This is a genomic window from Paenibacillus sp. USDA918EY (genome assembly GCF_009870825.1).
GTDB classification, from domain to species: Bacteria; Bacillota; Bacilli; order Paenibacillales; family Paenibacillaceae; genus Paenibacillus_AQ; species Paenibacillus_AQ albilobatus.
The window spans coordinates 249,288-270,492 of record NZ_WTWY01000005.1; the positions used below are offsets into that span (position 1 = coordinate 249,288).

The 21,205-nt window shown below is 51.8% G+C and carries 21 protein-coding genes; 6 read left to right on the forward strand and 15 right to left on the reverse strand.

Features of this window, described 5'->3' with window-relative positions:
• Positions 1–202 precede the first annotated feature (202 nt).
• The 3 genes from GQY55_RS13215 (at position 203) to GQY55_RS13225 (ending at position 2,298) form a co-directional block, all read left to right on the forward strand.
• Entirely contained in the window at positions 203–1,279 is a 1,077-nt protein-coding gene (locus GQY55_RS13215) for a P-loop NTPase (RefSeq protein ID WP_160042033.1), read from the forward strand.
• 18 nt (positions 1,280–1,297) lie between these two features.
• A complete protein-coding gene (locus tag GQY55_RS13220; RefSeq protein ID WP_160042035.1) occupies positions 1,298–1,537 on the forward strand; it encodes a DUF362 domain-containing protein in 240 nt (79 codons plus the stop codon).
• A gap of 116 nt (positions 1,538–1,653) precedes the next feature.
• Positions 1,654–2,298 (forward strand): helix-turn-helix transcriptional regulator, encoded by a 645-nt coding sequence (locus tag GQY55_RS13225; protein WP_160042037.1) that lies wholly within the window; start codon positions 1,654–1,656, stop codon positions 2,296–2,298.
• A gap of 93 nt (positions 2,299–2,391) precedes the next feature.
• On the opposite strand, the gene GQY55_RS13230 is transcribed toward GQY55_RS13225, so the two are convergent.
• From GQY55_RS13230 to GQY55_RS13250, 5 genes are all read right to left on the reverse strand, one after another.
• Positions 2,392–2,724, reverse strand: coding sequence for an ArsR/SmtB family transcription factor (locus GQY55_RS13230; protein WP_160042039.1), 333 nt, complete (start codon positions 2,722–2,724; stop codon positions 2,392–2,394).
• Positions 2,725–2,726: 2 nt separating this feature from the next.
• Positions 2,727–3,152: an SRPBCC family protein gene (locus tag GQY55_RS13235; RefSeq protein ID WP_160042041.1), complete on the reverse strand. Its 426-nt coding sequence runs from the start codon at positions 3,150–3,152 to the stop codon at positions 2,727–2,729.
• Positions 3,153–3,459: 307 nt separating this feature from the next.
• Entirely contained in the window at positions 3,460–4,332 is an 873-nt protein-coding gene (locus tag GQY55_RS13240) for a sugar phosphate isomerase/epimerase family protein (protein WP_160042043.1), read from the reverse strand.
• 30 nt (positions 4,333–4,362) lie between these two features.
• A complete protein-coding gene (locus GQY55_RS13245) occupies positions 4,363–5,220 on the reverse strand; it encodes a sugar phosphate isomerase/epimerase family protein (protein ID WP_160042045.1) in 858 nt (285 codons plus the stop codon).
• Positions 5,217–6,275, reverse strand: coding sequence for a Gfo/Idh/MocA family protein (locus GQY55_RS13250; protein ID WP_160042047.1), 1,059 nt, complete (start codon positions 6,273–6,275; stop codon positions 5,217–5,219). Before GQY55_RS13250 ends, GQY55_RS13245 begins: the two co-directional genes overlap by 4 nt.
• Positions 6,276–6,504: 229 nt before the next feature.
• On the opposite strand from GQY55_RS13250, the gene GQY55_RS13255 reads away from it, so the two are divergent.
• Positions 6,505–7,350: an AraC family transcriptional regulator gene (locus GQY55_RS13255; RefSeq protein ID WP_236575586.1), complete on the forward strand. Its 846-nt coding sequence runs from the start codon at positions 6,505–6,507 to the stop codon at positions 7,348–7,350.
• 99 nt (positions 7,351–7,449) lie between these two features.
• Positions 7,450–7,863, forward strand: a complete 414-nt coding sequence (locus GQY55_RS13260; RefSeq protein ID WP_160042051.1) for a DUF4190 domain-containing protein — start codon at positions 7,450–7,452, stop codon at positions 7,861–7,863.
• Between the two features lie 261 nt (positions 7,864–8,124).
• Here GQY55_RS13260 and GQY55_RS13265 read toward each other — a convergent pair whose 3' ends face one another.
• The 6 genes from GQY55_RS13265 to GQY55_RS13290 all read right to left on the reverse strand — a co-directional run bounded on the left by GQY55_RS13265 (position 8,125) and on the right by GQY55_RS13290 (position 14,581).
• Entirely contained in the window at positions 8,125–9,426 is a 1,302-nt protein-coding gene (locus GQY55_RS13265) for a pyrimidine-nucleoside phosphorylase (protein WP_160042053.1), read from the reverse strand.
• Positions 9,427–9,469: 43 nt separating this feature from the next.
• Positions 9,470–10,177, reverse strand: coding sequence for a purine-nucleoside phosphorylase (gene deoD, locus GQY55_RS13270; RefSeq protein ID WP_160042055.1), 708 nt, complete (start codon positions 10,175–10,177; stop codon positions 9,470–9,472).
• A 41-nt stretch (positions 10,178–10,218) separates the two neighbouring features.
• On the reverse strand, positions 10,219–11,400 hold the full coding sequence (gene deoB, locus GQY55_RS13275) for a phosphopentomutase (RefSeq protein WP_160042057.1): 1,182 nt from the start codon (positions 11,398–11,400) through the stop codon (positions 10,219–10,221).
• Positions 11,401–11,441: 41 nt separating this feature from the next.
• On the reverse strand, positions 11,442–12,623 hold the full coding sequence (locus GQY55_RS13280; RefSeq protein ID WP_160042059.1) for a NupC/NupG family nucleoside CNT transporter: 1,182 nt from the start codon (positions 12,621–12,623) through the stop codon (positions 11,442–11,444).
• A 160-nt stretch (positions 12,624–12,783) separates the two neighbouring features.
• On the reverse strand, positions 12,784–13,452 hold the full coding sequence (gene deoC / locus GQY55_RS13285) for a deoxyribose-phosphate aldolase (protein ID WP_236575588.1): 669 nt from the start codon (positions 13,450–13,452) through the stop codon (positions 12,784–12,786).
• A 193-nt stretch (positions 13,453–13,645) separates the two neighbouring features.
• Positions 13,646–14,581, reverse strand: coding sequence for a sugar-binding transcriptional regulator (locus GQY55_RS13290; protein ID WP_160042063.1), 936 nt, complete (start codon positions 14,579–14,581; stop codon positions 13,646–13,648).
• A gap of 287 nt (positions 14,582–14,868) precedes the next feature.
• On the opposite strand from GQY55_RS13290, the gene coaA reads away from it, so the two are divergent.
• On the forward strand, positions 14,869–15,792 hold the full coding sequence (gene coaA, locus GQY55_RS13295; RefSeq protein WP_160042065.1) for a type I pantothenate kinase: 924 nt from the start codon (positions 14,869–14,871) through the stop codon (positions 15,790–15,792).
• Positions 15,793–15,828: 36 nt separating this feature from the next.
• Here the strand turns inward: coaA and GQY55_RS13300 are convergent, their stop codons facing one another.
• The 4 genes from GQY55_RS13300 to GQY55_RS13315 are packed head-to-tail and all read right to left on the reverse strand — an operon-like array spanning position 15,829 to position 20,999.
• Positions 15,829–17,919 carry an MMPL family transporter gene (locus GQY55_RS13300; protein WP_160042067.1) on the reverse strand — a complete coding sequence of 697 codons (2,091 nt, stop codon included), beginning with the start codon at positions 17,917–17,919 and terminating at the stop codon, positions 15,829–15,831.
• Positions 17,912–19,075, reverse strand: a complete 1,164-nt coding sequence (locus GQY55_RS13305; RefSeq protein WP_160042069.1) for an NAD(P)/FAD-dependent oxidoreductase — start codon at positions 19,073–19,075, stop codon at positions 17,912–17,914. The genes GQY55_RS13300 and GQY55_RS13305 overlap by 8 nt, the downstream gene beginning before the upstream one ends.
• Positions 19,076–19,093: 18 nt before the next feature.
• Entirely contained in the window at positions 19,094–19,831 is a 738-nt protein-coding gene (locus GQY55_RS13310; protein WP_160042071.1) for a methyltransferase domain-containing protein, read from the reverse strand.
• Positions 19,824–20,999, reverse strand: a complete 1,176-nt coding sequence (locus GQY55_RS13315; protein ID WP_328803737.1) for a type III polyketide synthase — start codon at positions 20,997–20,999, stop codon at positions 19,824–19,826. Before GQY55_RS13315 ends, GQY55_RS13310 begins: the two co-directional genes overlap by 8 nt.
• Between the last annotated feature and the right edge of the window lie 206 nt (positions 21,000–21,205).

Here is a 21,205-nt window from a genome sequence, read left to right on the forward strand (position 1 = left end):
TATGTTGACTATATTCGTTGCGTGTTCTACAATTACCGTGTCCTGAATTGTGCGCGCGGTCGTTCCAAGCGGTTTTTCAAACCTTGGTTTCCTTGGCTTCATTACATGCAGGCATGGTACAGTCAAGCGAATCCGGTAAAGGTTTGCGATATAATGGACATACTTTGTGTTAAAGATCGAAGTGGATTGAAGGTGAGAACATTTGACGAAAGAAGATCTGGTCGCGGCCATCGCCCATATTAAAGACGAAGAGCACCAGCTGCCGCTCACGGACATCGGGCTGATCCGGGATATTACCACGAACAAGGATCGTGCAGCCATGACCGTCCTCCTTCCCCCCGATTCCGTTTCCCGGGAGCAGGAGCTTAGAGAGCAAATCACCCGTGCGGTGCAAAAGACAGGAATTACCGATATTCACATACGCTTCAAAACGATTTCAAATGAAGAAAAAAATGATATTATAGCTATTAAGCTTAACAAATCGGTGCGCCGTGCCCCGACGCTGATGAATTCCCCGCTTCTATCCGAAGGTTCCGGCGTGACGTTTATTGCCGTGGCCAGCGGTAAAGGCGGCGTCGGAAAATCTACCGTTACCGTCAATTTGGCCAGAGCTTTGGCCAAGCAAGGCAACCGCGTAGGAATCATCGATGCCGACATATACGGACACAGCATCCCTGAAATGCTCGGGATCAAGGAGCTGCCGCAAAAGCAGGGCAACCGGATCGCTCCCGTGGAAAGCCACGGCATGAAGGTCATTTCGACGGGATTTTTCGTCCAAGGCAACAAACCCGTCGTCTGGAGAGGCCCGATGCTCGGAAAAATGATCGGCACCTTCCTGAACGAAGTGGAATGGGGCTCCGTGGATTATATTATCCTGGATCTGCCACCGGGAACCGGCGACGTTGCGCTCGATGTCCATAACCGGATTCCGCAATGCGCCGAAATCGTGGTGACTACGCCTCATAAGACGGCGCACCATGTTGCAGCCAGAGCCGGCGAAATGGCGCTGCAGACGAACCACCCCGTTCTTGGCGTCGTCGAAAATATGTCCTATTTTACGGATCCGGAGGGCAGACGCCATTATCTGTTCGGCCGCGGCGGCGGGCAAAAGCTTGCCGAAGAGCTGAACACGGAACTGTTGGCGGAGATCCCGATTCAATCAGCCGATACGCCGGATGGCGCCGATGCGGCTTCGACCCTGTTTGACGAAAACAGCGAACAGTGGCATATTTTTATGGATATGGCATCAAAAATTATGAACAGCAAAAATGCGAACTAAACAGAAAGGGTGAAAGAAATGGCATACGTTATTACCTCGGCTTGCATCGATGAAAAAGCGGCCGATTGCGTGGATGTTTGTCCAGTAGATTGCATCGAGGAAGGTCCGGATCAGTATTTCATCGACACCGACATTTGCATCGAATGCGGCGCATGCGAAGTGGCTTGTCCTGTCGGCGCGGTATATTACGACGCGGATTTGCCTGAAGAAGAAAAAGGATACATCGAAAAAGCCGAAAATTTCTACAAAAACAGATAATTCGATAAACAAACGATACATTTCGAGTGGTTGCAGCCTGTTGATCCCCGTGTCGGCAGGCTGTTATGCACTTTGCACCAGAGCTTAAGGAAAAAGCAGAACAGGCGGTGATGAAAATGAACCAACAACTGGATATTTCAACCCGGGACAAAATCCTGCAGCTGCTGAAAACCAAGGGGGAGCTCAGTGCCAAGGAGATTACCGAGTTCATCGGGATTACGAGCATGGCGGTGCGCAGGCATATCAACACGCTGGAGAAAGAAGGTTTGATCGAATCGAAAACGATTCGGCAGCCGATGGGCAGGCCTACGGCGATTTATCATTTGACGGATCAAGCCGAGTCCTTTTTCCCGAACAAATACCATACGCTGACGTTGGACCTTCTTGGCGAGCTTGAATTGGACGCGGGTTCGGCGATGGTCGACCGATTGTTCGAACGCCGCAGCGAATCGCTCCAAAAGAACCATGCGGCCAAAATGAAAGGCAAATCGTTTGGCGAAAAGGTCGCCATTTTGGCTGAAATCCAGAACGACAACGGGTATATGGTCGAGCTTGAACAAAACAGCGAAGATGAATATGCGTTATTGGAATACAACTGTCCGATCTCGCGAATCGCCAAAAAATACAACCACGCCTGCACCTGCGAAATGAAAATGTTCGAATCGCTGCTGGGAGCCGAAGTGGTACGTACCGAATGCCTGGCACAAGGCGACAAAAAATGCGCTTATACGCTTAAAAACAAAAAGAAAACCTCGCATTGATCCGGGCCGGATGTCCGGAAGCCCGTATTCCCGACACAAGGAATGCAGCTTGGTTCATGCGAGGTTTTTTATCGTTTTTATGAACGTTTTTCTTTACTGGTCCGGGTCGTCCAATTCCACGAAATGCTGCAGCGCAGCCCATTTGTTTTCCCAGAACCGTTCGAAATAGGCATACCAATGTTTAATCTCCTGCAGCGGCTCCGGATCGAGCCGGTACCTGTTTTCCCTTCCAACCCTTCTCTCCTTTACCAATCCCGCTTCGGACAATATGCGAAGATGCTTCGACACCGCCGTACGGCTCATCGGAAAATGGCCGCTAATGACCGTCACCGGCATTTCTTGATCGGCCAGAAGCTTCAGAAGCCGTCTGCGCGTCGGATCGGCAATCGCCTGAAACACGTCGTGTTTGGCCTGCGGTTCTCCCATGGTTACCCCTCGACGTATGCACCCAGTTTTTGATGCAGACCCGACCAGCCTTTGTCCATCACGCCGCGAATAACGGGATGAGGTTGTCCGAATTCGGTCAGCGTATGCTCGTTCCAGCCGGAATGGATGAGCGTTACTTCGGTCTGGCCTTCCAAGTCCTTCAATTCAAAGGTTAGCGTCCAGTCCTTTCCCCAGCGGAACGAAATTTTGTAAGGCTCGTCCACCTCCGTCACCTTGCATGGCGACATCCCGTAAGGTCCCGCGTTGAGGTGGAATTCATGCCCTACGACAGGCTCGAGATCGTTAGGCATAAACCATGCCGACAGGCCATCCGCCGTAGCGACCGCCTTCCATACCTTTTGAATCGGCGCCTTAAATACGCCGGTGTAACGAATATCGGGCATAGCCCCTGGTTTTACGGTTTCCATCGTCTTATTCCTCCCGGATTATTTTTTGGATTTGACCAAGTCGATATGACGAAAACGCAGCGCGGACCACCGGTCATCGACGGCGACGTTGCTGACTGACATCTTATCGTTCCTCTCTCGCTGATGCGAAACCTTTTGGTTTCATTTCTGTTTTATTATATACAACCATTTGGTTTCATATCAAGTCCAATTTTTGCCTTGCCCTTTTAGGGTAGTATTCCATATTTCGGTTTGAACAAAAAAAACAGCGGCGCGCCGCGGAATAATCCGCAACACGTCCACTGTTTTCGCCGTAAAACGCTTCGCATTAACCTCTGAACTGTTTCAAAAATTGTACCGCTTTGGAAATGTCCGCTTCCGGATCTTCGCCCACTTCGCGTTCGATCGTCAAATATCCGGTATATCCGATATCCTTGAGCGCTTTCAGGTACTCCGTCCAATTGACGCTGCCTTCGCCGAGCGGAACTTCGCGGAAATATTGCCCTTCGCCCGGTACAAACGTGTTGTTTTCGTTCACAGGCGCGTCATAACCGAGGGATTCGTAAATATAGTAGGCCGGCACTTCACGCAAACGAATGCCGTCCTTGGCATGCGTATGGACGATGTAATCCTTCAGGTTGTATACGCCTTGCGCGGGATCGTCGCCCGTAACCATAACCATGTTGGCCGGGTCGAAGTTGACGGAAACGCCTTTGGACCCAAGCCCGTCAAGGAACTCCTTCAATCTTGCGGACGGCTCCGGACCGGTCTCGATCGCAAAATAGGCGTTCATGCTTGTCGCGTACGAAGCCAGCTCTTCGCAGGCATCATGCATGTTTTGGTAAATCTCGCTGTTCCGGTCTTCTGGCACGATTCCGATATGCGTCGTCACGACGGAAGTGCCCAGCTCGACGGCCAGATCGAGAATCCGCTTTGATTTTTCGATTTTCTCCGCGTTTACGCTCTTATCCTGGAAACCATAACCGCCCAGATCGCCGACAAGCGCGGAAATTTCCAAGCCAAGCGAAGCGATGTAATCTTTCAGCTCTTTGCGCTGCGCCGCAGAGAGGTTTGCCGGGTCCATTTCCCCGCTTACCGCATAGATTTGAACGCCGTCCGCTCCGACCTTTCTGGCCCGCTGCAGCCCTTCCCGAACGCCTGCGCGAAAGCTGTCTACAATAACGCCGATTTTATTGTTCATATCGATTTGACTCCTTTCAAATTTGTATGTTTATGCTTCGTTCCAGAAGCGTTTCACGTTTTCCAATCCGATTCGCGTTCCTTGTACCGCGTCTTCCATGCCCTCGAATTCGATGGACAGATATCCGTCGTAACCCGATGCCTTGATGAGGCGGATCGATTCACGCAGCTTGATGTCGCCATGCCCGGCGATGGCTCCTCTTAAGAAATTGCCTCCAGCCGTTTTGAACCATCCTTCGCCCGGATCCTGGGATGCTTGGCGCAGGTAGAAATCCTTGATGTGCACCATGGACGCAAACGGCAGGTTTTTGCGGACGGCAATGACCGGGTCTTCGTCGACGCACATGAAGTTGCCGACGTCGAGCGTCGTTTTGAAATTCGGGCGGTCCACGGCTTGAACGAGCGCCTGCACGCGGTCGCTAGCTTGAATGTAATACCCGTGGTTTTCGACGCTTGTCGTGATGCCGTATTGCGCCGCATAATCCGCAACCTGGCGGCATGCTTCGGCCAGACGTTGAAGCTCCCCGTTAAACTGCTTGATGGAGGTGTCGCTGCGGCCTGCGACGTCATGGCGCATCAGCTTGACGCCCAACCGGGCGGCGACGTCCACTTCTTTTTTGACGCGTTCGATCTCTTTGGCGAATTCTTCGTCGCTGTCGACGCCGAAGTTGGCGTAAATCGCATAATTGGAAACTTCGATGCCGACTTCCTTCGCTTTGGCCACGATTTGGTCCGTCAGTTCGGGATTGTCGGACAGAGAGTACCCGATCGGCACGATCTCCACGTGCTCTCCCCCGATTTCCGCGATTTTTTCGATGGCCTCGAGAATCGTCATTTTCCCTTCATGCACGGGACGGTACAAACTGTACGTGCTTACTCCCACTTTCATAGCTGGATTTCGACTCCTTTTTCGGCGGACTCGTAAATGCCCGTCAATATTCTCATCAGTTCCAATCCGTCTTCCACCGGGCTCATCGGCTCCCTGTTGTTCTGGATGTTAAGGATGAACTGGTCGATTTCGTTTTGGAACGCGGCTGCGAAGTTAAATCCTTTGTAATCGATTTGCGGCTCGATGTTGACCATGACGTCGTTCTTTTCGGTCACGATCACCACTTCCGGATCGATTTCGAATCCGCCCTTCGTACCGTAGAGGCGAACCGCCGACTCATCCTTTTTCGCGTGCAGGGAGAAGCTGACGTCCACCATCAGCGATGCGCCGTTCTCAAAACGGATGAGGGCATTCGCGAGGTCTTCGACCGTGTTTTTGTTTGCGTCGTAGTCGGCAGCCTTATAGAAGGACAAATGTTTGACGTTCGAGCGGTTGCCAAGCTTATGATAAACGTTTCCTGTAACCGATTTCACTTTTGGTCTGCCCAGCATGTACCAGCAGAGGTCGATGACGTGAACGCCGATATCGATCAGCGGTCCGCCGCCGGAGCGTTCCTTGTCCGCGAACCATCCGCCCGGATTGCCAAGGCGGCGCAAAATCGATGCTTTTGCATAATACAGTTCGCCGAACTCGTCGTTTTGGATAAATCCCTGCAGCATGCCGATGTTCGGGTCATACCGGCGCACGAAGCCGACTTGAAGCAGCTTGTCGCTTGCGCGTACCGCTTTTTGCACGTTCAACGCCTCTTCAACGGTGCGGCACAGCGGTTTTTCCACCAGGACATGCTTGCCTGCCTTAATCGCCGCGATGCTGATTTCCGCGTGGGAATTGTTCCATGTGCAAATGCTGACGGCATCAATGTCGGGATTGGCGAGCAGCTCGTTGTAATCTGTATAGGTGTGCGCTGCGCCGTATTTTTGTGCGGCCGCTTTCGCTCTTTGTTCGTTAAGGTCGCAGATGGCCACGATTTCGGCATCCGGGTTTTTTTGGTACGAATTCATGTGCGATTCGGAAATGGAACCCGCACCGATAATCCCTACTTTGATTTTGCTCATTCGAATTCGACGCTCCTTTTACTCGTTTTCATACTTTTTGCGAAGCGCTTCGGCGGTTTATTTTGTATAATGCGTTTGGCCTCGCTGAAGTACTTTGATAGATGTTTTTCTTACTTTGAATTATAATATTTCTAGATTCGTCTGCCATGCAGAGCCTTGCTGTTTATTTGTATAATTGTGCGATTTTGAGGTGACCAATATGGAAAGACCCCTTTCACTTTTAGAACCGATGGATATGCCCAACCGCTTCTTCCCGATCAAAGTGCACCATACGACCGCCAAAGAATACGGGATCACGCTGTTTAACCATCATTGGCACAATCATCTCGAATTCCTGTATTTCACAAAAGGGTCCGCGATGATCGAGCTGAATTCCGTTCCTTACGAAGTTAGCGAAGGGGATCTGGTGGTCATCAACAGCAACGATCTTCATTACGGGGTCAGCCAATGCGACGATTTGGTCTATTATGCGATGATCATAGACATCAAGCTGCTGCACAGCCACTCGATCGATGCGATCGAAACCAAATTCATCACGCCGATTTCGCAAAACCGGATTTTGTTCGCCAGCAAAATCACCGGCGATGCCGAGGTCATCAGCTGCGTTTCTTCCCTGATCCAGGAGCTGAACCAGCGCGAGCTCGGCTACGAGCTGTCGATCAAATCCTATTTGTACCGCATTTTAACCATTTTGCTGCGCCGTTACGGAACGAATAAATTGTCGACGGAGGAAGACCAGCAGCGGCTGAAAAATTTGGAGCGCTTTACGCCCGTTTTTCAATATATCGAAGAGCATTACCCGGAGGATCTTAGCGTCGACCAGTTGTCCGGGCTCGCGGGCCTAAGCCGGTTCCATTTCAGCAGGCTGTTCAAGGAGCTGACCGGGCGCACCATTACGGATTATATTAATACGCTGCGGATCAACAAATCAGAATACCTGCTCCGCAACTCGCGCATGAACATTTCCGAAATCGCGTTATCGACGGGCTTTAAAGATATTTATTATTTCAGCCGTTCTTTCAAAAAATATAAGCATGTGTCTCCTTCCGAAATGCGTAAAAACTTTCATATCTAAATGAAATTTTCATGGTTTGTGCAAGAAATCAAATATTGTCGAATAAAAATAGGGATTTTGCATGGTCAATCTCCTTTTTTCTGGGTATAATAGTTCTGAATGTTTGATATCTTTCATACATATAGTTTCAATTTGAGGAGGAACAATTCTTTGGATCCATATTCATCCGGTCAGTTTAACCAGTATCAACAAATGCCGCCGATGCAGCCGCCGAAGACGAACGGCAAGGCGATCGCCGCGCTCGTGCTCGGCATTCTCAGCTTGATGATCCCGTACGTCGGCCTCATCCTCGGCATCATCGCCATCGTTCTCGCCTGCCTCTCCTTTAAGGAAATCAAGCAGAGACAAGAAGGCGGACGCGGCCTAGCCATCGGAGGGCTCGTGTGCGGCATTATCGGAACCGCGTTATACGGAATCATTATCGTTATTCTGGTTATCGCCCTGATGGCTTTTAGCGCTTCTACCGACTACTATGACGTGCTTTCGTCCATTCCGTCGTTGAACATGGGATAAAACAGAATCAGAAAGTAAAAAGGATTGAAGCGAGAGCTTCAATCCTTTTTTGCGCATATAAGGAAGTACAGGGTCTAATTTATCGTACAACCCTTTATTCTCGAGAAACCCCGCTTATTAGCGATGTGACCTTGGAAGCGTTTTTTGATGCATAATCAACCGGAAACAAAACCTAACCGAATTTGTTTTGGGGCTATATAAAAAAGCTGCCCCGGCCATCAATGGCCATAGGGCAGCTTTTACAGCAATTATTGCCGGATTTTATTCCGTCACCGTTCCGTAAATCAATACGGGTGCTTCGGCATGGTCGGAGATGCGGATGTTCTCGTAGATTTTGTTCATGACGTCGTCCACGTTTTCACGGTTGGCATGAATCGTGACAAGCGATTCGCCTTTCTTCACGCGATCCCCGATTTTTTTGTTCAGCATGAGGCCGACGGCCAAATCGATTTCCGATTCTTTGGTGGCACGTCCGGCGCCAAGCCACATTGCCGCTGTTCCGATCTCGTCGGCGACGATTTCCGCTACTACGCCGTCTTCCTTCGCAGGAACTTCGATGAGGTATTTCGCTTGCGGAAGTTTTTCGGGATGATCCACCACGTCCGGGTTGCCGCCCTGGTTGCGGATAAATTCCTTGAATTTCTCAAGCGCCTTCCCGTTGCGGATGACTTCCTTCAGCATTTCTTCCGCTTCCTCAAGCGAATCGGCTTTCTTCGCCAGATACACCATTTGGCGGCCGAGTGCCAGGCACAATTCTTCGAGATCTTTTGGCCCTTGGCCTTTCAGCGTATCGATGGCTTCTTTCACCTCAAGGGAGTTGCCGATGGCAAAACCAAGCGGCTGGCTCATGTCGGAGATGACGGCCATCGTTTTGCGTCCGACGTTGTTGCCGATGCTGACCATGGCATGCGCCAGCTCTTTCGCGTCCTCGACCGTTTTCATGAACGCGCCGGCTCCCGTTTTGACGTCAAGCACGATCGCGTCGGATCCTGCGGCGATTTTTTTGCTCATGATGGAGCTGGAAATCAGGGAAATCGAATCAACCGTGCCCGTTACGTCGCGGAGCGCGTACAGTTTTTTGTCCGCAGGGGTCAGGTTGCCGGTTTGGCCGATGACCGCGATTTTATGCTTGTTCACCAGTTCAACGAACTGTTCGCGTTCGATTTCCACATGGAAACCTTCGATGGACTCGAGTTTGTCGATCGTTCCGCCGGTATGGCCCAAGCCGCGGCCGGACATTTTGGCTACGGGAATATCAAGCGCGGCGACCAGCGGTGCCAACACCAGCGTCGTCGTATCGCCAACGCCGCCCGTGGAGTGCTTGTCGACCTTGATCCCTTCGATCTCCGACAGATCGATCGTATCGCCGGAATGGACCATGGCCATCGTCAAATCGGCGCGCTCCCGCTGGGTCATGTCTTTAAAGAAAATCGCCATTGCCAAGGCACTGACCTGGTAATCAGGAATTTCCCCTTTCGTATAGCCTTCTATGATGAAATTGATTTCTTCCGTTGTCAATTCTCCGCCGTCACGTTTCTTTTCAATCAAGTCGACCATTCTCATAGGTAGCAATGCCTCTCTTTCAAAAGATAATAATTATGATAACTTACAGCGTGATTGCCGTTTCGAGCGCAACTTCCATCATGTCGTTGAACGTCGTTTGGCGTTCTTCCGCCGTTGTTTCTTCGCCTGTCAACAGATGGTCGCTGACGGTGAGCAGCGTAAGCGCGTTGACGCCGAATTTGGCCGCGAGCGTGTACAAAGCGGTGGTTTCCATCTCCACGCCGAGAATGCCGTGCTGCATCAGCTTTTCAACGACGGACTTGTCGTCGCGGTAGAAAATGTCCGAGCTGAACACGTTGCCGACATGCAGCTTCAGTCCCTTTTCCACGCCTTTGTCGTAAGCTGTTTTCAGCAGCTGGAAGCTGGCGATCGGCGAGAAATCATATCCTCCGAAATAATGGCGGTTCGCCCCGGAGTCCGTGCAGGACGCCTGCGCCAAAATGACGTCGCGGACATGAACGTCTTTCTGCATGCTGCCGCAGGTGCCGACACGCATCAGGTTTTTGACGCCGTATTCGTTGATCAGCTCGTTTACGTAAATGCTGATGGACGGAATCCCCATGCCCGTGCCTTGAACGGAAACTTTTTTGCCTTTATATGTCCCCGTAAAACCAAGCATCCCTCTCACTTCGTTGTAGCAGGTCACATCCTGCAGATACGTTTCCGCGATGTATTTCGCCCGAAGCGGATCGCCAGGCAGCAGAATCGTTTCGGCGATATCGCCGGCTTTTGCTCCAATATGTGTGCTCATGAATTTGTCCTCCCGACAGGTATTTGATAGGAATGCGTCGATTATTTCAACTCTTTAAGGAAGCTGGTGCCGTATTCCGGCATCGTTACTTTAAAGTTGTCGGCCACGGTGGCGCCGAGGTCCGCAAACGTGTTCCGCAGCGCAAGCTCGCTTCCGCCGTTTTTGAAACGCGGGGAATAGACGAGCAGCGGCACGTATTCGCGCGTATGGTCCGTACCGCGGTAAGTCGGATCGTTGCCGTGGTCCGCGGTGATGATCAGCAGATCGTCGTCGGTCATTTTTGCGAAAACTTCCGGCAGGCGCGCATCGTAATCCTCAAGCGCCTGGCCGTAACCTTGCGGGTCGCGGCGGTGTCCGTACAGCGCGTCGAAATCGACCAGGTTCAGGAAGCTGAGGCCGGTAAAGTCCTTGTCCATCGTCGCGATAAATTTGTCCATGCCGTCCATGTTGGAGGACGTGCGGATCGCCTCGGTAACGCCTTCCCCGTCATAGATGTCGGAAATTTTGCCGAGCGCGATGACGTCAAAGCCCGCGTCCTTCAGCTCGTTCATCACCGTGCGGTTAAACGGCTTCAGCGCGTAATCGTGGCGGTTGGCCGTACGTTTGAACGAACCCGGCTGGCCCACGTAAGGACGTGCGATGATGCGGCCCAGCATGTACGGATCATCCAGCGTGATTTCGCGGCAAAATTCGCAGATTTCATAAAGCTCTTTGAGCGGAATCACGTCTTCATGCGCGGCGATCTGCAATACGGAGTCCGCCGATGTGTAGACGATCAGCGCTCCGGTCTTCATCTGTTCTTCGCCAAGCTCGTCGATGATTTCCGTACCGCTTGCCGGCTTGTTGCCGATGACCTTGCGTCCGGTTTTTTCTTCGATGCGCTGGATAAGTTCATCCGGAAAACCGTCAGGGAAAACGCGGAACGGCGTATCGATATACAGGCCCATAATTTCCCAGTGTCCGGTCATCGTATCTTTGCCTGCGGATTTTTCCTGCATCTTCGTATAGTAGGCAAGCGGTTTGCCGGCCTTTTCGACGCCTTGGATTTCCCGAATGTTGGACAAGCCGAGCTTGGCCATGTTCGGCATGTTCAGACCGTTCCGTTCTCTCGCGATGTGGCCGAGCGTATCGACGTCGAAATCATCGAATTGGGCGGCGTCTGGCGCTTCGCCGATCCCTACCGAATCCATTACGATCAAATGTACGCGTTTAAAATCTGCCATTTATGATCACTCCTTCATCTATGAGTATAACGCATCTGTTTTTACAAAAACACTCCGGCAATCGTTGCGGAAAGCACGCTGACGAGCGTCGCCCCGTACAAAAGCTTGAGGCCGAAACGGGCCACGACGTTGCCCTGCTTCTCATGCAATCCCTTCACCGCGCCGGCGATGATGCCGATGGACGAGAAGTTCGCAAACGATACGAGGAACACCGATACGATGCCGACGGCCCGCGCGGACATTGCCGTATGTTTGCCGAGTTCCAGCATGGCGACAAATTCGTTGGATACCATCTTCGTTGCCATGATGCTGCCGGCTTCCACCGCTTCATTCCAAGGCACGCCCATCACGAAAGCAAACGGCGCGAAGACGTAACCGAGAAGTTCCTGGAATGAAATGCCGAAAATACCGTTGAAGATGCCGTTGATCATGGCGATCAGCGCTACGAAACCGATAAGCATCGCCGCCACGGTAATCGCGACTTTGAAACCGTCCATGATATATTCTCCCAGCATTTCGAAAAACGATTGTTTTTCCGACTCCTCCTGCACTTGCAGCTCGTCTTCTTCAGGCGTTACCCGGTATGGATTCAGGATGGAAGCAATAATGAAGCCGCCGAACAAGTTCAGGACGAGGGCCGTCACGACGTATTTCGGATTGATCATGGTCATGTACGCGCCCACGATCGACATGGAGACCGTCGACATCGCGGATGCGCAAAGCGTATACAAACGATGCTTCGGCAGCGAGCCGATCTGTTTTTTGACGGAAATAAAGACCTCGGATTGTCCCAAAATGGCCGAAGCAACGGCATTGTAGGATTCGAGCTTGCCCATGCCGTTTATCTTGCTGAGCACGAGACCGATGAACCGAATGATCAGCGGCAGTATTTTGAAGTATTGCAAAATGCCGATCAAAGCGGAAATGAAGATAATCGGCAGCAGCACGTTCAGGAAGAACGGAGTTTGCCCTTCGTTGGCAATACCGCCGAACACGAAATTGATGCCTTCCGCGGCAAAATCCAGCAAGTTTTTGAAAATATCCGAAAATCCTTTAATCAGCGCAGTTCCGACAACCGTATTCAGCAAAATAAACGCCAGAATGAGTTGCAGGATAACCATGATGATCAACGGACGATATCGAATGCCACGCTTGTTATTGCTGGCAACAAAAGACAGTGCGAACACAACGAGTAAACCTAATACCGCAATCAAATATTTCATGGCTGTCTCCCTATGTTGAGTTTAGTTTAAAGATTCTTATGATGCCTGCGTTGAAAAGTTATTTTCATAAAGCGCTTCCATAGCATTCATGAAAAAGCGGAGCATGGCTTATCCAATTATCTCCGCTTTACGGCCGGCAAGATCGAAACCGTCAGCCGTATTAATAAGAAGACGTAGACTGTCCGCCCTCCATGATTTTCACGCCGGAACTTGCTCCGATCCGGTTGGCGCCGGCTTCGATCATTTTGTTCATGTCTTCAAGGCTGCGCACGCCGCCCGAGGCTTTGACGCCGATGTTCGGACCCACCGTTTGACGCATCAAACGGACATCCTCAGGCGTCGCTCCGCCCGTGGAAAATCCGGTGGACGTTTTGACGAAGTCTGCACCCGCTTTCACGGACAAGCGGGAAGCGCGCTCTTTTTCTTCATCCGTAAGGAGGCTGGTTTCGATAATGACCTTAACAAGCGCTTTCCCTTTGGCCGCATCAACGACGGCTTTGATGTCTTGTTCAACAAACGCGTCCTGCTTATCCTTCAATGCGCCGATGTTGATCACCATATCCACTTCGGTGGCGCCGTTTTCGATCGCGTTTTGCGTTTCAAACGCTTTGACGGCCGAAGTCGTCGCTCCCAGAGGGAAGCCGATGACGGTGCACACTTTCACATTGGTGCCGTTTAATTGTTCGGCAGCATATTTAACCCATGTCGGGTTTACACATACGGAAGCAAATTCGTATTTCTTCGCTTCTTCCGTCAGTTTTTGGATTTCGCTTTGGCTTGCATCCGCGCGAAGCAACGTATGATCGATCATACCTGCAAGATTTGCCATCATGTCATCTCCTTCAACAATAATTACCCAAAATTTCTATCATTCTTTCGTTGCTGCAGACCTATCATAACACTCGTCAGAACATATGTAAACACTGTCTTGAAATTATGTTCATGACGGAAGAAGTGGAATTACCCGCCTATTTTGCGCAAAAAAAATCTGCCATATGTACCTATGGCAGATTTTGCATTCTTTATACAAGAAGGGATTGGGCAGTGAATTGATCCGTGACCAAAATATTCGCGTACTTCCCTGCGAGCGCGGCCCGAATCGCGTCAACCTTGCTTTGCCCGCCGGCGACGAGGATGGATTTTTCCTTTTTCCGCAGCTCCTGCAAATCGATCCCGACCGTTCGATTGTTGATTTCCTCGCTGCAAATATTTCCGTCCTTATCGAAAAAACGGGAGGAGATGTCTCCGACCCCCTTTTTTTTCAGGAGATGTTGCTCTTCATCGGTAAAATACCCCAGCCGGAAAAGCAGCGCGTCCTCTCTAACGGTTCCGACCGTAAACACGGCAATGTTCGCCTGCTTGCCCAACTCGATGATCCGGCTGATATGCCGGTCCTCCTCGACGATGCGCTTCAGGGCGATATTGTCAAAAATAACCGGCAGCGGAAGATATCTCGCCACCGTCTGATAGGCTTCAGCAAATAGATTCACCGTATCGGCTGCGTACGTGTTGACGTGGGAATGGCTCACGCCTCCCTTCAGCTGCACGACCTCGACGCCCCTTACGCTCTTGGGCTGCAGCTGCCGGGCGACCGCGAACATCGTCGTTCCCCAGGTTACCCCGATAATATCCTTATCCTGGACGATTTCATGCAGGTAATCCGCGGTTTGTTTGGCAATATGCTTTTGAATCTCCTCGTAGGTATTCAACGGCGAATAACACACTTGGACGGTATCAAGGCCGTATTTTTGCTCCAGCTTTTTCGATAACATGTGCGAGTCTTCCTGCGGATCCACGATTTCGATCCTGACATACCCTTGTTCCTTCGCGAACTGCAGCAGCCTCGATACCGTCGGACGGGATACGCCGAGCCGCTGCGCGATATCCTGCTGACTGAAGTCCGATTGATAGTAAAGTCTCGCAGCTTCTATCGACAATCGTTGTTTTTCTATGTCCATTCGTGATCATCACCCGTCTTTATCTCTCTAGTCTCTTTGGTCTTGCGTTTGCGCATCCGGTCCTAATATAATTCCTGTACGCTTGCCCGATTCCTTCTTGAAAGATATGCTTTTTCCGGCGCCGTTTATTTGATAAGATAGTAAATGTGAATTTTCCGTCACAAACAGTATAACAAAAATGGCGGATTGACGTATATTGTTAAAGACAAGCCCGGCCCCCGAAAAAGGACGATGAAATACAAGACGCGCGGGCCCGCCCTTGCAGGCCGGACAGAAAGCGAGCGATCATGAAAAATACATATTCCCCGTACTTTGAGTTTGACCGGACATCCTGGGCGTTGTCCCGTGATCTGCCATCCCTTACCATATCGGAAGAGGAATTCGAAAAATTAAAGGGTTTAAACGAAAAAATCGCGATTGAAGAAGTCTCCGAGGTGTATTTGCCGCTTGCGCGGCTTATCCATGTATATGTCACCGCCTTTATGCAGCTTCAATCGAAAATGAATTCTTTTTTGAGCGTCCCCGGCACCAAAGCACCGTTTGTCATCGGCATCGCCGGAAGCGTAAGCGTCGGAAAAAGCACGACGGCCAGATTGCTGCAAACTCTTTTGTCGCATTGGCCCGAGCATCCTAAGGTGGATCTCGTCACAACGGACGGATTCCTTTATCCCAACCGGGTGCTGGAAGCCAAAGGCATCATGAACAAAAAAGGCTTTCCCGAAAGCTATGACATCAACAAGCTGATGCATTTCATCAGCAGCGTCAAGTCGGGTGAACCGGCCTTGGAGGCGCCGTTGTACTCCCATTTCACTTATGACGTGTTAAACGACCGGACGCAGTTGGTGGATCGGCCGGACATTTTGATCGTCGAAGGGATCAACGTCCTGCAGGTGAACACCCGCGAACCGTTTTTCGTCAGCGACTTCTTTGACTTTTCCATTTACATCGACGCGGACGAAACGAACATCCGCAAATGGTATATCGAAAGGTTTCTTCTGCTCCGCGACTCGGCGTTTCAGGATCCGCGCTCGTATTTCCATAAATACGCCGCCCTTTCGGAAGAAGAAGCGATCAATACTGCAGCCAAAATATGGCAGGACATCAACGCCAAAAATTTGCATGAAAACATTTTGCCTACGAAAGAGCGCGCGAAAATGATCATCAAAAAAGGCTCCGACCATATGATCGATAAAGTACTGCTCCGCAAATAGACCATTAGTCTTTTCCACCACGGGTGCCCCGAACGTTCAGCGTGAACGGAACCAACGCGGCACCCACCAATTAAAATGCCCCAGCAGTTTCATCAATGACGGCACCATGAGCAGACGGACCAGCGTCGCGTCTATAAAAACCGCAGCCGCGATTCCTACGCCGAGCTGCCTGACCCCCTCTACTTTGCCAAAAGCAAACGGCAGCGTCACCGCGATCAAAATGGCCGCAGCCGCCGTGATCAGCTTGCCGGTAGAAGCCAGTCCTTCCCTGATCGCCGTAACGACATCTCCCTTTTTCCAAAAGGCTTCCGACATGCGCGACAACAAAAATACCCCATAATCCATACTTACACCGAAAACCAAACCAAAAACAAAGACCGGCACCATAATCGCGATGTTTTCGGGGGTTTTCCCGGCGATTCCGCTTTGAAATACGATCACCAATACGCCAAACGAGGCCGCAATGCTGAGCATATTCATCAGAATGGCTTTCAGGGGGATCAAAACCGACCGGAACGCCGCAAACAAAACAAGCGCATTGGTGCCTGCGATCAACAAAAGCATATTGGGCAAAACGTCTGCAATCGCATCGACCACTTCCTGCCGGGACTTGGCCTCCCCGCCCAATTCTATGCGAAGTCCCGCTTGCTTGGCCTTGTTTTCCGTCACCCGCAGCCATTCGTTTACCTCCGATGATCCCGGTTCCCCCATCAATGAGATGCGAAAAAGTGCCGTTGCATTGGCGGATGATTTCAAGTTCGATTGGACGCTTTCGAGCCACGGTTTAACGCTCGTAACCGACAAATCCTTTTGAATTTGCTTTATCCATCCCGCGATTTCTCTCCATTCTTCCAAAGTAAACTTCCCGTTGGCGGATTGAACCGCAAGCAGCACCTCCGAAATGCCATTCTGCCGAAAATGATTCCGGATTGCCTCATCCGCTTCCCTCGATGCCGTCCCGGGCGGGAGCGAGCTTGCATCGGGAACGGCTGTCGTCAACCGGAATGCAGGTAAAACAAGCAGCAGCAGGATACAGCAGGCCGCAACCAACATCCTGCCGGGTTTGCCCATGACGATATCGGCCCAAAATGCCCAGAGCTTATAACTCCTCCGATGGAAAGCACTTGTGAAACGTTTCCGCTTGAGCCACGGCGAAAAGAGCAGCAGCAGCGCCGGCACCAGGCTCAAATTCACGGCGGCCGCCAGAATCACGGTCAACATGGCGCAGAAGGCCGCGCTCCGGAACATCGGCATCGGGATCAACGCAACAGCGGCCAGTCCGCACAAAACGCACACGGTCGAAAAATAAACCGCTCTCCCAGACGTACGCATCGCGGTTTCCAGCGCTTTTTCAAGGCTTTCCTTTTCCAACTCTTCACGAAAACGATTGATCACAATAAATGCGAAGTCGAGGCAAAGCGCCAAACCCGTCATCGGGATGACGTTTAGAACGAAATTGGATAGCTCCAAATCAAAAATGCGCCCCAGAACCGCAACCAAACCCATCGCCGTCGAGACGGACAACAATCCCATAAGGACTGGCATAAGCGCGTAGAAAAAACCGCCGAACGAAAACAGCAATACGAGGAATGCCAGAGGAATGCCGAACCGTTCCGCCCGTTCAAAATCTTCCATGCTCGCCTGGTTGACATCCTCTTGAACAACCGTTTTTCCCGTTAATGCAACGGAAATGTCTTCGTACCGGGGCAGTCGGTCCCGAATTTGCTTTATCTCGTCCCGACCATTCGAAGACGGGTCAAAACCCAGCATCGCATAAGCCGCATCACGTACCATGAGCTCATCGTGTTCAAGCGGAGACATCATGAAGGCCATTCCATGCAAATCGCCCAATTTTTCCAATGTACTCCGGACGACAGCCGAGAAGCGAGTATCGGAAACGGTTCCTTGCTTCTCGAAAACGACGATGATTGGATCCTCCGGCATTCCGAACCTGTCTTTCATAAGTTGCTGCACCTCGTACGCCGATCCGCACGTATACAATCCCGGCCCTTTGACAACCGATGGAAGCATCGCGGAAAACGAGCCGAACATAATAAAAATCGCCGTCCAGCATGCCACGATCGCACCCGAATGGCGATATACGAAACGATATAACCGTTCACCCATACGCATCGTTCCCACTCGACAGAGGCGGTTTACCGCCCATCCTTGTGGCCTGCACCACATAAGGGCCAAGCTGCGGAAACAAACGCGCGCAAGCCGTAAACAATCGCGGCACGACCGGCATGTTCGCCAGCGTTTGCAGCAATCGTCCCCATTGCAAAATAGGGGCGTATTCCTTTTGCATATCCAGAAGATAACCGGCTTTCCATGCTTCCATCGGGATGTCGCCTCGCAGATATAGATCGCCGTAATCGGCGCATCTGCGGGCTGAGCGGAGCGCGGCCGACATGCCGTCGCCAAAAAGCGGAGGAATCATCGCGCCGGCATCGCCGATCTGCGGAACGATCCCCCACGATTGTGGCTTGAAGGACAAATAGACCGGCGCGGTGGATACTTCCGTATCCGGAATCAGGACGCCGCCGTGAAGCCGCTCCGCAAGAAGCCGGTTTTCCGCTGCAGCCGCCTGCAGCAGCTCCCGGACCGAGCTTCCTTTTTTGCGGATCCCGTCCAGCGGCAGCAATGCCGCGACGTTCCATTTTCCGCCTTCGACGGGCGAAATGCCGATGTATCCTTTGTGAATGAAATAAAGCTCAACGGACGCGTCGAGACGTATCCCGCTGATATGGGCTTTAAGCCCGATATAGGCTTTTTTCCCGCGCCGATCCAGGCTTCTATCGGCAAGGTCCGCGCGAGGATGTACGCCCCAGGCCGCGAATGCGGTTCGGGAATAGGAAATTGCGGACATGCCGCCGGTGCGCGTACCAACGCGAAAGCCTTCCGCATCGGAGGCGATGCTGGATACCGAAGTTCCCGTATGCACACGTACGCCCGCTTCTTCCGCCGCCTTCAGCAGAATCTTATCCATCGCATAGCGGCTGAGTCCCCATGCAGGCCGTTCCAGCTTCGCTTCAACGACGCCGCCAAACCTGAACACGATGCGCGCATTCGTGATTTTTCCGGGCTGCAGCGCTTCCATTTGATCGTACACGCCAAGCTCCCTGAACATTCCTAACGTTTCCGGTGATAGAAATTCGCCGCAGGCTTTATGCCGCGGAAAACGCTGGCGGTCAAACAGCTGCGTTTCCCAACCGCGGTGTGCGAGACGGATGGCCAGACTGCTTCCGGCCGGTCCACCTCCAATGACGATCGCGTCCGGCATTCCACCTACCTCCCTCTTTTATTCAACTTCCGGCAATGAATCTTCCTTCATAATGATGGCACGGTATCGGAACAATGGCTTCCACTGATATCTCAATTGGTAGCTTCCTTGCTGCTTCAGCGAACATCTTAAACGCTCCCAATCCCGGGATTGAAAGCCTTTCGCAACGGAAAGCGGTCCGTCATGGCGGATATACCGGTTTTTCGAAATTAGGCGTGCTACAAGCCAAACGGCTGACCAGGCGACCCAATGGCGATGAATGTCGCTGACGACGATGCCGAGCTTGGAAGAATTCAGCATATGTTCCACCACCTCCGTCAGCCGGTCATCCGGAAAATGATGCAAAAATTGCGAGCAAATCAGCATATCGGCTGCGGCATGCCCGATGTCGAACACATTTTGACGAACGACGCGTACGCGCGGCTCATCTTGGAAAATTCGGTCAGCTTCGCGGCATGCCTCTTCGGTCATGTCCACCAACGTGATTCGGATGCGGATTCCCGTTCGGTCCGCCCAGCGGAGAATGCGGCGGTTTACTTCCCCCGATCCTGCACCGACATCCATCAGGTGAAGCTGGTCCGGACGGCCCGAGCGTCTCCATAATTCCTTAACGCCGTTTAACATCGGCCCGGAGGCCGCGAAGATCCGGTTTAATCTGCGCAGATGGCGAAGCGCTTCCGTAAGCTCTTCCCCGCCTGCAGCAAAATCGTCCATATATTCTTCTTTTGCCGAACGGCTGGACAGCGCCCTAAACATACATGCTTTCGCTCCTGGATTCCTCTGGCGATTCCGTCTTGGCTGCATACGTAAATGCCAGAAGCTCAGCCGTCAATCCCGGCCCGAATGCAAGCGAGATTCCTTCGGCTTGTGCTTTTCGCTGCTTGACCAGCTCGTTTTTCATTTCTTTGAATACGAATAATATCGTGGCGGAGGATAAATTCCCGACATGCTTAAGAACGCTGCGGCTGAATGAAACCTGTGCGTCGTTCAGGGCGAATAGGTCCTGCACGGCGTCAACGATTCCTCTTCCCCCGGGATGCACGGCCCACAGAAACGGCAGCTCCCGATCGTCAAGCAGAAATTGGATTTCTTCCCGCAAAAACCTTTTAAGCAGCTTAGGGATCGCCGGAGACAGGTATAAATCAAATCCATGATCCCCAACCCGCCAGATCATCTCTTCCCGCGAATCCGGCACAAGCACGGAATGGCCTTGTCCAAGGAGAAATACGTTCTCCTGACGGCTTGAGGCGGCTTGGATAACGCAGGACGATGCGCCATCGCCGAAAAAAGAAGCCCCGAACAGCGCATCGCGAGAGGTCGGCGGCTGAAAATGTATGGTGCAAAGCTCGACGCAGACGACGAGCACCGTATGCTCCCCCGTACTTTCGGCGATGTTCCTCGCCAACTGGATCGCCTTGAGTCCGGCATGGCATCCTTGAAACTGGAGCGGTATGCGGTTCACTCGCATGGACAACCCCAATTCCTGAAGCAATATGGAATCCAGTCCAGGCAAAAATTGCCCGGTGCAGCTGACCGTTATAAGGTGGGTTACGTTTTCCGGGTGAATCCGGGCGTCGGCCATCGCTTCCCGCGCCGCATGAACCGCGAGAGGAACGGATTCCCGTTCATAGCTGCCCATCCGTTCCGCTGTCGTTGGAACCGGTACGCCCGGCCCATCGGGAAGATAGCGGCACTCTCCGGCCGGCCGCAGAAAATCCGGTTCAACCGTATACCGCGATTCGACGCCGTTTTGCCTGAAGATTCTCCGGGCCCATCGCATAAGATCCGAATGATATTTACAGGAATCTTCAATCCTCTGAAAAACCTTGTCTTGTTCCAATTTGTACGGCGGGATGCTCGTACCGATTCCGGTTATGGCCGTTCTGCCGGCAAATATGGGGTCCTTCATCCTTCTCCCCCTCATTCAATGATAAGAATAACATCTATCGGCGTACTTTCGCGGAAGACAGACCGCGTTTAGCGGAGATTAGTCTTGCGATCACAGGATGGATCAACTTCGCCCAAATCTAAAAATTTCTATGTTTATCAAAAAGCAGGTCAAGGAACGGGGCATCAAATAAAAGATTTCGTGAGACAAGTCTATTCCTGAAAAGGATAAAATATGCAAAA

Coding starts and splice junctions, on each gene's coding strand:
- GQY55_RS13220 (WP_160042035.1), top strand. CDS start 1,298: ATGGCATACGTTATTACCTCGGCTTGCATCGATGAAAAAGCGGCCGAT.
- GQY55_RS13225 (WP_160042037.1), top strand. CDS start 1,654: ATGAACCAACAACTGGATATTTCAACCCGGGACAAAATCCTGCAGCTG.
- GQY55_RS13230 (WP_160042039.1), bottom strand. CDS start 2,724: ATGGGAGAACCGCAGGCCAAACACGACGTGTTTCAGGCGATTGCCGAT.
- GQY55_RS13235 (WP_160042041.1), bottom strand. CDS start 3,152: ATGGAAACCGTAAAACCAGGGGCTATGCCCGATATTCGTTACACCGGC.
- GQY55_RS13240 (WP_160042043.1), bottom strand. CDS start 4,332: ATGAACAATAAAATCGGCGTTATTGTAGACAGCTTTCGCGCAGGCGTT.
- GQY55_RS13245 (WP_160042045.1), bottom strand. CDS start 5,220: ATGAAAGTGGGAGTAAGCACGTACAGTTTGTACCGTCCCGTGCATGAA.
- GQY55_RS13250 (WP_160042047.1), bottom strand. CDS start 6,275: ATGAGCAAAATCAAAGTAGGGATTATCGGTGCGGGTTCCATTTCCGAA.
- GQY55_RS13255 (WP_236575586.1), top strand. CDS start 6,505: ATGGATATGCCCAACCGCTTCTTCCCGATCAAAGTGCACCATACGACC.
- GQY55_RS13260 (WP_160042051.1), top strand. CDS start 7,450: ATGTTTGATATCTTTCATACATATAGTTTCAATTTGAGGAGGAACAAT.
- GQY55_RS13265 (WP_160042053.1), bottom strand. CDS start 9,426: ATGAGAATGGTCGACTTGATTGAAAAGAAACGTGACGGCGGAGAATTG.
- deoD (WP_160042055.1), bottom strand. CDS start 10,177: ATGAGCACACATATTGGAGCAAAAGCCGGCGATATCGCCGAAACGATT.
- deoB (WP_160042057.1), bottom strand. CDS start 11,400: ATGGCAGATTTTAAACGCGTACATTTGATCGTAATGGATTCGGTAGGG.
- GQY55_RS13280 (WP_160042059.1), bottom strand. CDS start 12,623: ATGAAATATTTGATTGCGGTATTAGGTTTACTCGTTGTGTTCGCACTG.
- deoC (WP_236575588.1), bottom strand. CDS start 13,452: ATGGCAAATCTTGCAGGTATGATCGATCATACGTTGCTTCGCGCGGAT.
- GQY55_RS13290 (WP_160042063.1), bottom strand. CDS start 14,581: ATGGACATAGAAAAACAACGATTGTCGATAGAAGCTGCGAGACTTTAC.
- coaA (WP_160042065.1), top strand. CDS start 14,869: ATGAAAAATACATATTCCCCGTACTTTGAGTTTGACCGGACATCCTGG.
- GQY55_RS13300 (WP_160042067.1), bottom strand. CDS start 17,919: ATGGGTGAACGGTTATATCGTTTCGTATATCGCCATTCGGGTGCGATC.
- GQY55_RS13305 (WP_160042069.1), bottom strand. CDS start 19,075: ATGCCGGACGCGATCGTCATTGGAGGTGGACCGGCCGGAAGCAGTCTG.
- GQY55_RS13310 (WP_160042071.1), bottom strand. CDS start 19,831: ATGTTTAGGGCGCTGTCCAGCCGTTCGGCAAAAGAAGAATATATGGAC.
- GQY55_RS13315 (WP_328803737.1), bottom strand. CDS start 20,999: ATGAGGGGGAGAAGGATGAAGGACCCCATATTTGCCGGCAGAACGGCC.